We start from the raw sequence: 16,076 nt of genomic DNA on the forward strand, positions 1-16,076 counted from the left end.
TAAATCTATATAAAAAACCCCAGTCACTTATCAGTAACTGGGGTTCTGCTCAGTAAATACATTTGTCTCGAACAACTGTTATTCCGAAGCAAATGTTATTGACTAACTCAACTTAGACAAAGGTTATATAAGGTAAAATCGACTGACCTAGAATCCAAACAAAGTGAAAAATAGGTAACCCAGCTAAGCTTAACAGTATTAATCCAAAGAATAACATCGTGCCATAACGCTCATTAAGCACTTGATAGGCTATTCCTGCTTTTTTTGGCAGTAAGTAGGGAAGTATATAGTGGCCATCTAGAGGGCCTATAGGCAGCAAGTTAAATACCATGATGATTAAATTTAAAATCGCTAACCCTGTAAAAAAGACTCCAGGTCCTTCCCCTGCGAATATTTCAAGGCCATTATTAACGCCAAACATATAAAGATTGATAGCAATAACCGCTATCAACAAATTCATCATTGGCCCTGCCGCAGCAACCACTAAACTTGCATTTGGTGACGTAAAATTTCGTGGATTAGTTGGTACAGGTTTAGCGTAACCAAAGCCCACGCATAGTGCCATAAGAAAACCCATTACATCAATATGCGCTAATGGACTAAGAGAAACACGCCCTAATTGCTCTGCTGTGCGATCACCATAATATTTTGCCGCATAAGCGTGGCCAAATTCATGAAAAGTGAAAGCAATGATGAGTGAAATTGCAAATAAGATAAATGTGGCGATCTGACCATGAAAAAGCAACTGCAACATGTACTTCAATTCCTTAAGTCATACCTATGGACGTACTAACACATGATGTTAAGCCGTTAAGGTACGTAACAACACAGGCTGCTATTGTACTAAGCACAGGGCAAAAATCAATTCTTGACACGCGTTGCGCAGATAATAGTGCTTTTTAACCTGTCAGATTATGTCGACAGATTACTCAGGAATTACGTACTCAAAACTTTGAGACATTTTACAAGATTTTCATACTCTGAATGATCAGGTACAGATAAAAAGTGTGGCCTTTTAAGGCTATAGCTTGAAATAGACTAGGCAAATAATTCTAACTGATTCTTAATTTTATACTTTATCTTATGTATTTTCTATTTGTATCAAATCATATGATTTTTTTCACATATTTTATCTCACTGCCATGTAATTATTAACAACGTACTAACAGATATCTGTTGGATATATATTTTTGATTATGAAAAATATTATTTGCTCATTTAACTTCCTTGGTAAAAGGACTATCAATCAATAGGTACCCATTACAAATTAATTGGCACATATTACTGGACAGCTCCCTCTGCGAAAGCTCAAAGTAAACTCAGTTCTAAAAAATTGTACCAATATCCACATATATACCCATAGCAAAGGGTAGAAAATAATTTGTGTAAGGGAATAAAGTACAGGTGATGTACAATGAAGATTTATCGCTTAAATAACCCAGCTAGACCATACACGTCTTACGAGCAACGTCAAATAATAAAATCCAAGAAATCATTCGGGAAACAGATCATACCTCAAGCATTACTCACATTAAGTATTATCAGCGCAAGTACTATAATGTGTACCCTGAATGCCCAAGCAGATTCAAACCAAGCCAAGCAGCTTGAATATTTTCCTATTCAGCAGTTGATCTATTCACCTGATGAAATGGATCAGTTCGACTTAGCAAGCTATCTAGCACAACATGCCCCTCATCTTAGTCAATATGCCGAGGTTATCTCTCACTGGAGTGGATTTACCAGTATAAGTCCAAAAGTCTTACTTGCTTTAATGGAGCAACAGTCTGGCATCATTTCCAACCCATCGCCTTCAGCCGCGGACTTACAATCCCCCTTTGGTAAACTTTCAGTGAAGATAGGCTTTGAGTTACAAGTTGAAATTATTGCGAAGCGACTCGCCAAGCTGCATTATCACCCAAAAGATTCATCCACAAATTTAAGTACTCAAACAGCAGAACCTTTACAGCTCAACCAAGCCCAAACAGTCAATCAACTATTCACAACAGATGTTGCTAATGGAGAATTGACTGCTACAAATAACACATCAAATTTAAAGCGCTTTATTTCAACCTACAATCAATTATTTCCAAATGAGCTTAGTAACAATCAGTTATCATTGACTGCTCAAAGTTATGAGCAAACGCCTCCCGACACTATGTTTCAGCTGCCTTTCCCTGTTGGTGAATACTGGCACATAGGTGGTGCTCATACGAACACAGGTAGTGGCGATCGCCCTCTGTCATCGCTGGATTTTAGCAATGGTGGTTACTGGGGTAGTGATACGTCGAATCGATGGGTCTCAGCAGCAGCATCAGGGGTAGCTAAAGTCCACTCGTCTTGCTCACTTGAAATAACCCATAATAATGGTTGGTCAACTCATTATTATCATTTAGCAAATATTCAAGTGCAGACAGGTGATAAGGTCTCACTTAATCAGCCTATTGCTAATTATGCCAGCAATAAGTCGCAAGCGCTTTGTAATGGTGGACAGTCTACTGGCCCTCACGAACACTTTAGTTTGAAACTACAAGGCCGTTACGTGCACCTCAATGATGTTTCCCTCTCTGGTTATAAAATCCATACTGGACGTAGCAGTTATGACAATAATTGTAGTTTCTTTTGGCTGACAAAAGAGGGTGATAAACACTGCTCAGGTCGTATTTATAACCCTGGGGTTGATAGCAACAATGATCCTGATGGAGAAACACCTTTACCTCCAAACTCACCTCAACCCCCGACCTCTCCACAACCACCAAATAGTCCTGACTGGCCTCAGTTACCATTACCGCCAAACAACACAGGGCCAGACCTACGCGGACTACCAGGCATGATTTGTAATATTGTGTCAACTTCAATTTGTGCAGGAACGGGACAGGCCACTACAGCCCCACAAAACAACTTATTCCCGGCATCAGAACAGGAACTCACTAACCCAAATATAGATTTTTGCCAGCTTGCAAAAGCTATTTGTGGAATTATTGATAGCCAGTTTCCTTGATATCCTCAAAGATATAGTGACCACTGTTAAAAAAACTGCCGCAAATGCGGCAGTTTTTTTCATCTGGCAAACCTAGAAGTCAATTCATTTTAATCCAACATAAAATGTTTTACTGATGCCGCTGTAGGGTTTTATTTTGCCAGTAATAGGCTGTCGCAAAGCACCTACATGCCGAATACGGTAAAGCCCATCTGCTGTATCATCAGATATTTGCCAGTGAATGATGACATTAGATGATCCCCAAATAGGATCAACTCGGCGCCATTGCAAGCTTGTGCTCCAATCATTATCTGTGGCAACTGTCTTCCACTGACCTTGATAAAATTGTTCAACATACAGATAGCTTTTGCCTATTCTTAGATCATTACGTAAATGTCCAGACCAAAATGTGACAACAACTTCATCACCTGTCTTATAGTCATTTAACGCATCACGCTCAACCATACCTATTTGTTTATTTAATGGTGCTTGATCGTAGATAACAGGTAGATCAAAACTAATCTGGTGCTTGCTTAAATCACGAGGTATAGGCTCCTGTTTATAAACATCCTGTAATTTATTTATATCATGTAAACTTTGTGCTAATTCACTCACAGCCTGTCGATAAGCCGCCAATGTCCAAGGACCAAAATGAGTCGATCCTCCTTCATAATGTTGTGCGTTATATTCTTCAAAGGTTGTGATATAACCTGAGTACGCATTACTATACCCTGCCATCACAGCTACCCTGGCGTCAGGATAATACTTTGTTAATGTTTGCAAAATCCGCCGACCGGCCATCACTGTAAATTCCCCTGGTAAAGCCACCACAACAAACTGTCCTAATTGAATTAAGCTCACGGGAAGTACTTCAGGACTCCATGGAAATGGCTTCGCATTACCTTGTGCTAACAAAATAGGTTTAGGTGTATGACAGGTCTTTTGCTGCTCTGTTGGCTGAGTTAATAGCCCAGTTATCACCTGCCAAAAAGGATTTTCTTGTAATTGACCTTCATGAAAAAAATCCAATCCACGGCCATCCTCGGTACCAGCAGCAAATGCATAGCCTAATGCGGCAGTGCAGGTCTTCTCCATTTTTCCTGTGGTAAACTCTCTTCGTACACTCTGCTGACTCATATCAACATATAAGTGACGATATTGTAGGTTACCATTAATTTTTTGACCTGATTGTAATACAAGATCACGCGCTTTATTAAATTGTAACTCACCAATGAGTTTTGTACTTTCCTCTGCCGAGCTTCCAGGCCCTGTGCCATCTAAGTTAATATTTGGCGTCATATCGCCCGCATTTGATTGTGCAAAAGCCGAAACAATATTTATGCCCCATACGTCTTTGGCATACTTTTCAAATAAATAGGCCGCATATCCTTTATTATCAGAATTTATAAGCTTATTTTCTTTTGGCATAGAGACACCATGTGTTGGAAACCAACTCAATACACCAACCAGCTGTCCTTTTTGTTTAAAACTCAGCACAACCATTCTTGTATCTTCTGCAGAGTAGTTCCCTGCATCTTTATTCTGTAAGTAAGCCTGCAAAGAACGATTACGGTTAGCGCCTTCCAAATGCCCCTGATTTATGAATATTTCACCAGGCTGAAGGTTTTGATGTGCTTGAAAAATAGCATTGACAATACCCTTAACAATTACGTCAAAATTTTGTTTAATAAACCCTTTTGTCGTAATGTTATACAATGCGTAATGTGAAAAACCTCCTGGACCAGAATGAGTATGAGTAGCACTAATAACAACATTACGGTGATTATAATAGCCTGGTAATACTTTATTTAAACGAGCAATCACTGCTTGTTTAACGGCCTGAAAAGCCATTCCAGTATCGATAACAACATAAACCACCCTATCTTTCGTAACTTGATTTTTTATAATGAATACGCGAGCCCATAGTCGACTTTTAATTCCTTCTGCTACTTGATTTAAGTCAGCATATCCCATAAATAATACTTCAGCCGCTGGCCCAGTAATATCAGCCTTACCTACACCTATATCAAATCTTGCGTAAAGTGATACAGAAAACATATAAAGAAAAATCAATAACCCAATATTTATAATTTTTATTTTCATTTTACTTTGTCTATCCTTGGCATACTTGTTATTATTTTATCAGTGGCGCTATATATTCCCCACGCATAGGGTATACATATGACCATTCTTATAAACTACACCTCATTTGTTAACATACTTCTTTTCAGTCATCACAAAATTATTTACTGACACGTATCAAGTTGTATCGATATATAATGATTGCGACAATAGTTTTGTTACACCTAACGATCAAATATAGACAATGAAGCAAGTAATAAAAAACATAAACTATTTGTAACAAAATTCCATTTCCTGCACAAAACAACTAGACCTCATCATTTTAGGTTTTACATAGTTCACTATACAAAGCAAAACCCCCTAGTTTTACAGACTGACACCATAAGTATAAAAAGTCATTTTCAAGCATAAAAGTCAAAAAACAAACTTGTATTCTCGTTAATTACATTTTTTTACTTTGTTACAATTAACTTGAAGATAAAGTCTATGCTAATCAATTAGTGTACTTCTTTATTCTCAATAAAGTTCTATCTAAATTAATACTCAACCTAAATGCTGCAAATTAGCGCACCATGCACCAACAAATTGCTCTTTTTTTAATAGGCGTTATCTCACAAAAAAATATCCTCTTGTTTTTTAAAGATTTTTCACTAAGCTTATATGGCAAGACTTATGCATTTAATAATTTTGTATTGCCATGCAAAGCAAAAATATAATATATTTTTAGTGTGGGATAAAAAAGTAAACAAAAAGCCAGTAGTGGACTTGTAGTAAAGATATACACATTTTGTACTCACTATGTAGGACATAGAGGATGTATCTGGTGTATACTAAAGTACTGACATTATAAAAATACTGACATGAGTTTTTTATTTATATCAGCAACTTACAGCAGTAACAAATAAGCATTTTCAGGTGAAGCAGGATGTGCAAATTGCATGTTTATCACCTCTTATTCAGTCACTAAAACAACCCACACTACAACTTTAATAACAATTATTTTTATTAAGAATCCTTAAACAGGGAGTGTATCCATGCCATCGTCGAGACTGTTAAGTCTTTTTTCTGCAGCTACCATAGCTTTAAGCCTGACTAACACTTATGCTGCAACTAACTCTTCAATTACTCAAAAAACTGACCGTATAATCATCAAATTTAAAAAGAACCCATCTTCCTCTGTCAGCAGTAATAATACTAGTAGTGCTCATGCACAAATGCTAAGAATGGGCTTTAAACCACTTCATAAAACTGTTTCTGGTGCACAAGTTTATAACTTAGGAGAACTTATTGATGTATCCAAAGTAAACGAGTTTGCGGAGCAACTCTCTCATACGACAAGTGATGTTGAATATGCAGAACCAGACTACATAATGACGGCATTAAATACTCCAGATGATCCCATGTACAATCAACAGTGGGCTTATTTTGACACTAAAGGCGGTATAAATGCTGAAACAGCATGGGATATGACAACGGGTAAAATGCCTTCTGGTGAGTCAGTTGTTGTAGCAGTTATCGATACAGGTGTTCGTCCACATGGAGACTTAAAAGAAAATCTACTACAAGGCTATGATTTTATTTCTGATGCATGGGCTGCAAACGATGATAATGGCCGTGACAGCAATGCATATGATACTGGCGATGCCATTAAAGCAGGAGAATGCGGAACTGATGGTAACGGTAATCCGTACCCATCTTATGATCAAAGCAGCTCATGGCATGGAACTCACGTTGCGGGAACAATAGCCGCTGTTGGCAATAACTCATTAGGCGTTTCTGGTGTTGCCTGGAGTGCAAAAGTACTTCCGGTTCGGGTGTTAGGTAAGTGTGGAGGCTATACCTCCGATATTACAGATGGCATGATGTGGGCAGCAGGTATTGATGTTGATGACGTCCCTCGTAACACACATCCAGCACAGGTTATTAATTTAAGTCTTGGCGGTTATTCTAGCTGTAGCCGGACATATCAGAGCGCAATAAGTGCTATACGTGCCAGAGGAACCTCTATTGTTGTTGCTGCAGGTAACAGTGATGACAATGCTGAAGACTACACTCCTGCAAGCTGTAATGGTGTTATTACTGTAGCAGCCACCAACAAAAAAGGATTCCGTGCCAATTACTCTAATTACGGTTCTGTCGTTGATGTTGCTGCACCAGGTGGTGAAACCTCATGGATCTCAAAAACTGGCGGCATATTATCGACACTAAACTCTGGTGACTCTGAGCCAGGTGAAGACAGCTATGATTATTATCAAGGCACCAGCATGGCTGCGCCTCACGTAGCAGGTACTGCTGCATTGTTATACGCTGCTAATCCTGATTTATCGCCCAGTACTGTTGAGCGAATTCTAAAATCAACAACACGTGAATTTCCAGGGTGCTATACACGTGGCTGCAATAACCTTTGCACAGAAGACACTTGTGGTACAGGTATTATTGATGCAGGTGAAGCTGTAAAGAAAGCAAAATATTATTAATGTATAAATTGGAGGCTTTATCATAAGCCTCCAACATTAACAATGTTTCCATGCTTCAGATAAATCAGCACCATAAATAGAATAGTTTTTATACCTACAACTCATAGTGTCATATCTCACTAAGAGTCTCCCCCCTCCTGCAGGGTATAACAATAAAATAGCATTACTCATACATCGTTAAAGTTTGACATATATGTATTTCTGACAAACATTTAATACATAATGCAACACATTGTATTATGCGTACCTTTTTCAGTAAAAGTATCGTTAACGAAACATAATGAAAATAGCGATTCTACGTACTGTGCAGTAACAGCCAATCAAACAAAGCACGTATTAATAATAAAAATGGACGCTCACACCAACTAGTCCAAAATCATTTATTTGAATAAGAGTAAGGAAAATACTGCTAGTTCGTGTGGGAAAAAATACACCTGGCTGTTCATCAATGGTTAGAATACTTACAAATATACCAAGGAAATTCAGCCAATTAATCAGCATGGAGTGCCGATGACATGATAAAAAAAAATATTTTTCCACAGCTTGGAATTCTTTCGGTTGTCGTACTATCAAGTACTGTAAGTTCAACCATGGCTAATACTAAGTTGGTTTCACAAACTAAAAAAGCCAACCAATCGATGATTGCTACCTCTATAGCTGCATCAACAAACCGTATTATCATAAAATTTAAAAACACCAAAAATAAAAACAGTACATCAAAAGCAACTATTAGTAATGCTCAAGTAGAATCTGCACTATTAATGCTAAGTGGGTTTCAGGCAAAACCTTTACGACATACATCAAGTGGTGCTCAAGTCTATAGCCTGGGGGAAACACTTGATATCAATACGGTTGAATCACTTGCCAACCAAATTAGTAACGATAGTCGCATTGAATATGCAGAACCAGACTACATACTGACTAAACAAGAAACACCTAATGATGCACGTTATAGCGAACAATGGAATTACTATGACACTCAAGGAGGGATTAACCTTCCTGAAGCCTGGGACATAACCAAAGGCAACACAAAAACCACCGTCGCCATTATAGACACAGGACTTGTTAAACACCCTGATATTGATACTAAGCGAATTTTACCTGGCTATGACTTTATTTCAGATGCATGGACCGCTAATGATGGTGATGGCCGAGATGATAGTCCACTGGATACAGGTGATGCGATCAATGCAGGTGAGTGTGGGCGTGATAGCCAAGGCAATCCCGTTCCAGCAAAAGACCAACCAAGCTCATGGCATGGTACTCATGTTGCGGGCATCATCGCAGCCTCAGGAAACAATCAACAAGGTATTGTTGGCATAGCATGGAAATCCAGTATTTTACCTGTAAGAGTGTTAGGTAAATGTGGAGGTTACACTTCTGATATTGCTGATGGTATCCGCTGGGCTGCAGGTTTAAATGTGTTAGATGTACCTAACAACCGACACCCAGCTCATGTCATTAATATGAGCTTAGGTGGCAAACATGCTTGCAGCAGAACTTATCAAAACGCCATTAATGATGCTATCTCTCAAGGCACATCTATTATTGTTGCTGCAGGAAATAGTGCAGACGATGCAAGTCAATACACTCCAGCAAACTGTAAAGGTGTTATTTCCATTGCCGCGACAAACCGAAAAGGTGATATGTCATATTATTCAAACTATGGACAGTCAGTTGATGTTGCGGCCCCAGGAGGAGAAACACGTATAGTTATTAATGGCCATGTACAACAACAAATGTATAATGGCATTTTATCTACGATTGAAGGTGGTTATGCCTTCTATCAGGGTACCAGTATGGCTGCCCCCCATGTCGCAGGTTTGGCTGCATTAATGTACTCAGTTAATCCCAAATTAACCCCAGCAGATACCAAGCAAATTTTGAAAGAAACAGCAAAACCATTCTCAGCTAATGCGCCACTTTGTAAAAAGTATGACTGTGGGGCAGGAATAATAGATGCTGGCGCTGCCGTCAAAAAAACCAAGTCTATTATGGATGAGGATTCAACAACGCCCTCCATACCTGAAACAGATGATAGCTGCTCATGGCTAGACTGGTCGTGTTGGCCAAATTGATAGATAAGAAAAGTATATGACTTTGATGATAGCGAAGGTACAAGACACTTGCCGCTATCATCAATTAGAAAGTTTGTTATATACCCATCGCAAAGGGTAGAGTTTAAAACTGTTCTTCTTCAAGTGAAAATAAATCTTCACTCCCAGCCATAATACATTGTTCAAGCCCATAAATACGTGGCAGTAGACGATTAAAATAATAACGTGCCGTCTTCAACTTAGCATCATAAAAAGCGTTATCCATGTCAGGCTTCTGAGCTATAACAGCCACCACTTTTAGCCACATATACGCAAAGGCTACATAGCCAAACAGGTGTAAATATTCAACGGAAGCAGCACCAATCTCATTTGGGTTATTTTTCGCCTTATCAATCACCCAAGCCGTTACTTTTTCTAGTGTAACAATTGCATTCTGTAATGGTTGCAAGAACTCATGTGTAACGTCAGTCTGTTGTTGTTCAATGAAATTTCGAATTTCAGCCATAAACTCATCAACATACTGGCCACCATTAGCAACGACTTTCCGCCCAACGAGATCAAGTGCTTGTATTCCATTTGTACCTTCATATATTTGTGCAATTCGTACATCTCTAACAAGCTGCTCTTGCCCCCACTCAGAGATATAACCATGACCACCAAGCACTTGCTGACCCAAGACACAGGCATCTAATCCCATATCTGTAAAAAATGCTTTAGCCACAGGCGTCATTAATGCAACAAAGTCTTTCGCTTTTTTCTGCTCAGCTTTATCTTGGCTATATTTTGCAGTGTCCAACTGTAAGGCAACATAAGTCGAAAATATCCGCGCACCTTCAGTTAAAGCTTTCATATTAAGTAACATTCGTCGTACATCGGGATGAACTAATAAGGGGTCAGCATATTTATCAGCATATTTTACGCCTTCAGAGGACCGCCCTTGTAATCGATCTTTAGCATAATTTGCAGCAATTTGGTAGGATGCTTCCGCACAACCTATACCCTGAATACCTATAGATAATCGCTCATAGTTCATCATGGTGAACATGTACATTAAGCCTTTGTTTGCCTCTCCCACCAAAAATCCCCGAGAGCCATCAAAGTTAAGTACACAAGTAGCAGAAGCCTTAATCCCCATTTTATGTTCAACAGAACCACAGTTAACCTGGTTAAACTCACCTAAAGAACCATCATCATTGACCCAAATTTTGGGAACAATAAACATTGATATGCCTCTCGAACCTCCAGGTGCATCAGGTAGTTTGGCTAAAACTAAATGGATGATATTTTCAGTGAGGTCATGCTCGCCACCTGTAATAAATATTTTGGTTCCTGTTATCGAGTACGTTCCATCTGTATTAGGCTCTGCTTTAGTTCGAATAATACCTAAGTCAGAACCAGCATGTGCTTCAGTTAAGCACATAGAGCCTGCCCACTCACCAGAATACATCTTGGGTAAAAATTGTTGTTTTAGGTTATTGTCTGCATGTGAGTCTATTGCTAGACAGGCGCCTACGGTTAAAACTAAATATAAAGCGAGCGAATTATTTGCGCCATAGAGCATTTCCTCAAAGTGAATGGACAACATCTTTGGCATTCCCATCCCGCCAAACTCGGGATTACCAGTAATGCCTAACCACCCTCCTTCCGCAATGGTTTGATACGCATCTTTAAAACCTTTTGGTGTTTCAACCTTACCATCTTGCCAAGCTACACCTTGGTTATCCCCAGACTGGTTAAGTGGTGCCAGTAATCCACCTGCTATCTTATTACCTTCTTCCAAAATGGCTTCAGCAATATCACTATCAACCTGTTCTTTTAACGCAGGCCAAGACTGCCACTTCTCCTGACATTTAAATACATCATTTAGTAAAAAACGAATATCATTTAAGGGTGCATTATATTCAGCCATGATGGCACCTCAGCAAATTTTAAAATTGAATTTATTTATATACCCACAAGGTGTGGTTTCAATGATTCACAAGGGTATGAATCACTATACATTTTATGTAGTGCTTTATTGATGCTTAGCATCAAATAATAACCAGTGTTGGAATTAGCACCGTTTTAGAGATGCCCTATAGTTTTTATCATTTACCCCACTCCTTCTTTATATCCAACACTATCAATTTTTATCCAGCACCATCAATCATCCTTTAAAATACTTATATCTTACTTTACAGTTATCATACCTTATAAACATTTTTATTGTATCTGTCACAATATGACTAATAAGTATTATTAATAATTCTTTCTGATAAGCTATCTTCGTACCTCTTCAATATCCGTAAAATATTGAATGATATTGATCAATATACTTTTAACAATTTTCTAATACAGTATCGTTTACTAAAAAGAGTTAATACTCAACAAAAAACATACCGTTAAGTTATTTCATGGAGGAATAAAACATGAGTATGGTTCCTTGGAATCCTTTCAGTGAACTTGAAACCCTTCTAGATCGATATCAACGTCTGTCAGGTAAATCAACTCAAAGTCCTAGCGGTCGAGAAGCAATGAAAGTAAACGACTGGTCACCCGCTGTAGACATAAGTGAAACTGCTGAAGAGTACCTTATTAAAGCAGAGCTACCTGAAATCAGAAAAGAAGACGTCAAAGTCACTGTTGAAGAAGGGGTCTTAACGATTCAAGGTGAGAGAAAATACGAATCAGAGGACAAAAACCGTAAACACCACCGTGTAGAACGTTTTTATGGCAGCTTTGCTCGTAGCTTTCACCTTCCAGAAGATACTGACACGAGCGCTATACGTGCTGAGTTTGCTGATGGCATGCTCAACTTACATTTACCCAAAATGGAAAAACCCACTTCTCGTTCAGTTGAAATCGATATTAGCTAATGCCTGACAGTATCGGGAGCTTGTTAAACCAAGGGTTCCCGATGTCAACACGTCTTCAAAATCTCCATTAAGAACCTACCTCTTGCTTTATCGTTATCAGCTTAACGATTAGTTTCGTTAACCATTATTCCCCGTCATTCTTTGTAAAATCAAGATTTATGAATTATTTTTAACTGTTAATTTACAGAAAAAATAGCCCAAAAATTAAATCTCATGTATTTATGGTTTATTATTGTTATTCACAGCTTTAATTCTCTACTTGAAAGTCAAACTGAGCAACATGACTTTGTTTGTCATCATCTCTATAAAAGCCAAGTTATCAAAAAGCAGCTCGTTTCAGTTATTTGGGTCATTGCCTCTGTCTTTATTATTAACTGTCCGCTATTGCCTATAATCATCATCATTGCTCTAAGTGCAACATTCTTAGGTTTTATGATTTTAGATGAAACAGAATAAAGGGTCCTAAAAAAAGCCCGCTTAAAGCGGGCAAGATAAAGGAGCTGTATGAAAATTACCAAACCAAAATTTATAATACACTTCGCTTTGGGTATATCTATACGATTTTAACCAAAAGCATACACATCAAAATGTTACTCTACACCAAACTCATCTTCAGCTATTTCCATTAAGTTATCAGCACCAGATAATATGGCGGCTTTGTGTGTTTGAGTACGAGGCAAAATCCGTTTAAAGTAAAAACGTGCTGTTTTAACTTTGGCGGTGTAATAACTTTCTTCTGTGGTTCCTGCGTTTAACTTTTCCAAAGCCACTCTTGCCATATCTGCCCAGAAATAAGCTAAACAGGCATAACCTGAATACATTAAGTAATCAACTGCTGCTGCACCTACTTCATCCCGGTTTTGCATCGCAGCCATACCTACTTTCAGAGTGATATCGCCCCACTCTTTATTGAGTTCAGCCAAAGGCTCAATAAATTCCTGCAAATCTTCTACATCTACATTTGCCTGACAGAATTTATGGACCACTTTAGTAAAACACTTCAGTGCTTCACCTTGTGTCATAAGCACTTTACGTCCAAGCAGATCGAGAGCTTGAATCCCTGTTGTTCCTTCATATAACAAGGCAATTCGACAATCACGAACATTTTGTTCCATGCCCCATTCACGGATATATCCATGACCACCATAAACTTGAAGACCTAAGTTAGCCGCTTCAAAACCAACTTCTGTCATAAACGCTTTCGCGATAGGAGTAATAAAGGACAACAGTTGCTCAGCTTCATTTCGTGCTTCTGCATCGGGTGAAAGTTTAGCAACATCAACTAGTTTCGCGGCATAATAAGCAAGTGCTCGATTACCTTCCGCAAACGATTTAATCGTCATAATCATACGACGAATGTCTGGGTGAACTATGATGGGATCAGCAGGTTTATCAGGTGCTTTAGGACCAGATAAAGAACGCATTTGTAAACGATCTTTGGCATAAGCTAAAGCTCCCTGAAAAGCGACTTCGGTATGCGCCAAACCTTGTAGACCTGTACCTAAACGGGCTGTATTCATAAAGGTAAACATACAGTTTAAGCCTTTATTCGCAGGTCCAATCAAATATCCAGTGGCTTCATCAAAATTCATAACACATGTTGAGTTTCCATGGATACCCATTTTGTGCTCAATTGAACCACATTGCACAGCATTACGTTCTCCAGGCTCCCCTTGCCCATTAGGTAACCACTTAGGCACAATAAATAATGAAATACCTTTGGTACCAGCAGGTGCATCAGGCAAACGCGCAAGAACGATATGAACAATATTATCGGCTAAATCATGCTCACCTGCTGAAATAAATATTTTGGTACCAGAAATACGATAGGATCCGTCTGAATTAGGATCCGCTTTACAACGAAGCAAGCCAAGGTCTGAGCCACAATGGGGCTCTGTTAGACACATTGTCCCTGTCCACTCACCTGATATTAGTTTGGTCATATAAACTTGCTTTTGCTCTTCTGTTCCATGCGCAGAAAGCGTGTTCATCGCACCATGACTTAAGCCAGGATACATGCCCCATGACCAATTAGCCTCACCGACCATTTCACTCAGGACCAGGCCAAGGGACTCAGGTAAACCTTGACCACCATACTCTGGCTCATGAGCTAACGAAGGCCAACCACCTTCTACATATTGCTTATAGGCTTCTTTGAAGCCTGAAGGAGTGGTTACGCCCTTCGTAGACCACTTACAGCCTTCTTCATCTCCAGTAAGATTCAAGGGGGCTAGCACTTGTTCACAAAACTTTGCCCCTTCCTCCAAAATAGCATTGACCATATCTGGTGTTGCATCTTCACAACCTGGCATCGTTGCGTAATGCTCTGGATAATTCAACACTTCATCTCTAACGAAACGAATATCGCGCAAAGGTGCTTTAAATTCTGGCATAGTGCTAACCCCTCACTCTGGTTTACTTCTTGTTTTTATTTGTTTTTTACAAATTGATGTGCTGCTTTGTCTGTCCTGATTATTGCAACAAACTATATGCTCAGGCGGTTTTGACTGGTTGAAAATCGTGCATTCAAATTAATAAAACAGTTGTTTGAAACATACGTTGGCTGATTTCAGTTGTCAAGTTTAGGCAGCTCATATTTCCTAGTACACTCATAAACAGTTTAGCTACATTTTCAAACTGTCGTTCGAATGAAATGTCATAGCGCCAAAAAACTTTAGAAATAACTTATATAAAATGGCTAAGCTTTTTTCAGATGAGAATTAGATAGGGGATAACATGCGCTTTATAAAAAAAGATGAGACTTAAACATAAATAGTTAACCTTGATCAGGTAGATAAATCGATTCCCTTATCCACTTGACTCTTAATTAAACCAAGCTCAATAAACTGCTCATAGACTGATAAATTTCGCCGATTTCTTTCCGCAAGCTGAGCCCTACTTGCGTCATCATCATTCTCTTCTTTTTTGTCTTGTTCCTTTTCCTTATTTTCTTCTTTTACTAAAGTGCTTCTCTGCCCTTGGTTTATCTCAAACTGTTCTTCCTGCACTGAAGCAAGCTCTTGTCTCGCCTGAAGTTCCAGCTGTGAGGCTTTGGCGGCTACAACTCTATCCTGTGCTGAAGGTTCGGCAGGGGCCAAAGCTGCTCGGCGAATTTGCTGAGCTTTCGCAATAGTTGCTTCAGGGCTGCCTGGCACGGGGGAAATATCAATCGACACTTCACCAGAAACAGCATAAGGTACTCCATTAGGTCCTCTAATAAACTGAAATTGTGCTGCGCCCGCAAACTGGCCTCCTACAGCCTGATGCGCTTGTTCATGAGCTTTTACTTCTTGGTCACGCTGGGCTAACTGTTGGATTTCTTGCTGTTCTTGCGGATCTTGCTGAGGTGTATCCTGGGAGTTAGGCTGACCTTGCTGTTCATCTTGATTTATTTGAAAGTTTCTAGCCTGAAGGGCTTGATCTCGATCCAATGACTGCTGTTCAGCCACATTGGGTTGATTTTGAGTCGCAGTTCGGGGAGCAGTAGAATTAAGTTCTTCTACAGGTAAGAAAACAGAAGTTTGTACTCTTTCCTTTTCGATACTCTCTGCTGTCTTCACGGGTGCAATGACAGGTGGAGTTATGTTGTTTATCGAAAAGCTATTGTTTACCTGCATGCTTAAACTCC

Annotated in this window: 10 protein-coding genes; 5 read left to right on the forward strand and 5 right to left on the reverse strand. The window is 39.1% G+C overall.

Annotated elements, in window-relative coordinates; genetic code table 11:
* Positions 1-112: 112 nt before the first annotated feature.
* Positions 113-754, reverse strand: a complete 642-nt coding sequence (locus KCG35_RS12915; RefSeq protein ID WP_215820120.1) for a site-2 protease family protein — start codon at positions 752-754, stop codon at positions 113-115.
* 660 nt (positions 755-1,414) lie between these two features.
* On the opposite strand from KCG35_RS12915, the gene KCG35_RS12920 reads away from it, so the two are divergent.
* Positions 1,415-2,998 (forward strand): M23 family metallopeptidase, encoded by a 1,584-nt coding sequence (locus KCG35_RS12920; protein ID WP_215820121.1) that lies wholly within the window; start codon positions 1,415-1,417, stop codon positions 2,996-2,998.
* 84 nt (positions 2,999-3,082) lie between these two features.
* On the opposite strand, the gene KCG35_RS12925 is transcribed toward KCG35_RS12920, so the two are convergent.
* Positions 3,083-5,080, reverse strand: coding sequence for a neutral/alkaline ceramidase (locus tag KCG35_RS12925; protein ID WP_215820122.1), 1,998 nt, complete (start codon positions 5,078-5,080; stop codon positions 3,083-3,085).
* A 1,013-nt stretch (positions 5,081-6,093) separates the two neighbouring features.
* On the opposite strand from KCG35_RS12925, the gene KCG35_RS12930 reads away from it, so the two are divergent.
* Positions 6,094-7,536 (forward strand): S8 family peptidase, encoded by a 1,443-nt coding sequence (locus KCG35_RS12930; RefSeq protein ID WP_215820123.1) that lies wholly within the window; start codon positions 6,094-6,096, stop codon positions 7,534-7,536.
* Positions 7,537-8,051: 515 nt separating this feature from the next.
* Positions 8,052-9,614, forward strand: coding sequence for a S8 family peptidase (locus KCG35_RS12935; protein WP_215820124.1), 1,563 nt, complete (start codon positions 8,052-8,054; stop codon positions 9,612-9,614).
* A gap of 103 nt (positions 9,615-9,717) precedes the next feature.
* Here KCG35_RS12935 and KCG35_RS12940 read toward each other — a convergent pair whose 3' ends face one another.
* Positions 9,718-11,502 carry an acyl-CoA dehydrogenase C-terminal domain-containing protein gene (locus KCG35_RS12940; RefSeq protein WP_215820125.1) on the reverse strand — a complete coding sequence of 595 codons (1,785 nt, stop codon included), beginning with the start codon at positions 11,500-11,502 and terminating at the stop codon, positions 9,718-9,720.
* Positions 11,503-12,001: 499 nt separating this feature from the next.
* Between KCG35_RS12940 and KCG35_RS12945 the strand changes: the two genes are divergently transcribed.
* Complete coding sequence (locus tag KCG35_RS12945; RefSeq protein WP_215820126.1) at positions 12,002-12,448, forward strand: Hsp20/alpha crystallin family protein; 447 nt, start codon at positions 12,002-12,004, stop codon at positions 12,446-12,448.
* Between the two features lie 213 nt (positions 12,449-12,661).
* Entirely contained in the window at positions 12,662-12,904 is a 243-nt protein-coding gene (locus KCG35_RS12950; protein WP_215820127.1) for a hypothetical protein, read from the forward strand.
* Positions 12,905-13,038: 134 nt separating this feature from the next.
* Here the strand turns inward: KCG35_RS12950 and KCG35_RS12955 are convergent, their stop codons facing one another.
* Positions 13,039-14,841: an acyl-CoA dehydrogenase C-terminal domain-containing protein gene (locus KCG35_RS12955; protein ID WP_215820128.1), complete on the reverse strand. Its 1,803-nt coding sequence runs from the start codon at positions 14,839-14,841 to the stop codon at positions 13,039-13,041.
* 393 nt (positions 14,842-15,234) lie between these two features.
* Complete coding sequence (locus tag KCG35_RS12960) at positions 15,235-16,065, reverse strand: putative metalloprotease CJM1_0395 family protein (RefSeq protein ID WP_215820129.1); 831 nt, start codon at positions 16,063-16,065, stop codon at positions 15,235-15,237.
* Positions 16,066-16,076: the final 11 nt, after the last annotated feature.

Source organism: Zooshikella harenae (genome assembly GCF_018837975.1).
In the GTDB taxonomy this organism is placed as follows: Bacteria; Pseudomonadota; Gammaproteobacteria; order Pseudomonadales; family Zooshikellaceae; genus Zooshikella; species Zooshikella harenae.

Excerpts from the sequence above, each read along its gene's own strand:
- KCG35_RS12915 (WP_215820120.1), bottom strand. The coding sequence starts at position 754 with ATGTTGCAGTTGCTTTTTCATGGTCAGATCGCCACATTTATCTTATTT.
- KCG35_RS12920 (WP_215820121.1), top strand. The coding sequence starts at position 1,415 with ATGAAGATTTATCGCTTAAATAACCCAGCTAGACCATACACGTCTTAC.
- KCG35_RS12925 (WP_215820122.1), bottom strand. The coding sequence starts at position 5,080 with ATGAAAATAAAAATTATAAATATTGGGTTATTGATTTTTCTTTATATG.
- KCG35_RS12930 (WP_215820123.1), top strand. The coding sequence starts at position 6,094 with ATGCCATCGTCGAGACTGTTAAGTCTTTTTTCTGCAGCTACCATAGCT.
- KCG35_RS12935 (WP_215820124.1), top strand. The coding sequence starts at position 8,052 with ATGATAAAAAAAAATATTTTTCCACAGCTTGGAATTCTTTCGGTTGTC.
- KCG35_RS12940 (WP_215820125.1), bottom strand. The coding sequence starts at position 11,502 with ATGGCTGAATATAATGCACCCTTAAATGATATTCGTTTTTTACTAAAT.
- KCG35_RS12945 (WP_215820126.1), top strand. The coding sequence starts at position 12,002 with ATGAGTATGGTTCCTTGGAATCCTTTCAGTGAACTTGAAACCCTTCTA.
- KCG35_RS12950 (WP_215820127.1), top strand. The coding sequence starts at position 12,662 with ATGTATTTATGGTTTATTATTGTTATTCACAGCTTTAATTCTCTACTT.
- KCG35_RS12955 (WP_215820128.1), bottom strand. The coding sequence starts at position 14,841 with ATGCCAGAATTTAAAGCACCTTTGCGCGATATTCGTTTCGTTAGAGAT.
- KCG35_RS12960 (WP_215820129.1), bottom strand. The coding sequence starts at position 16,065 with ATGCAGGTAAACAATAGCTTTTCGATAAACAACATAACTCCACCTGTC.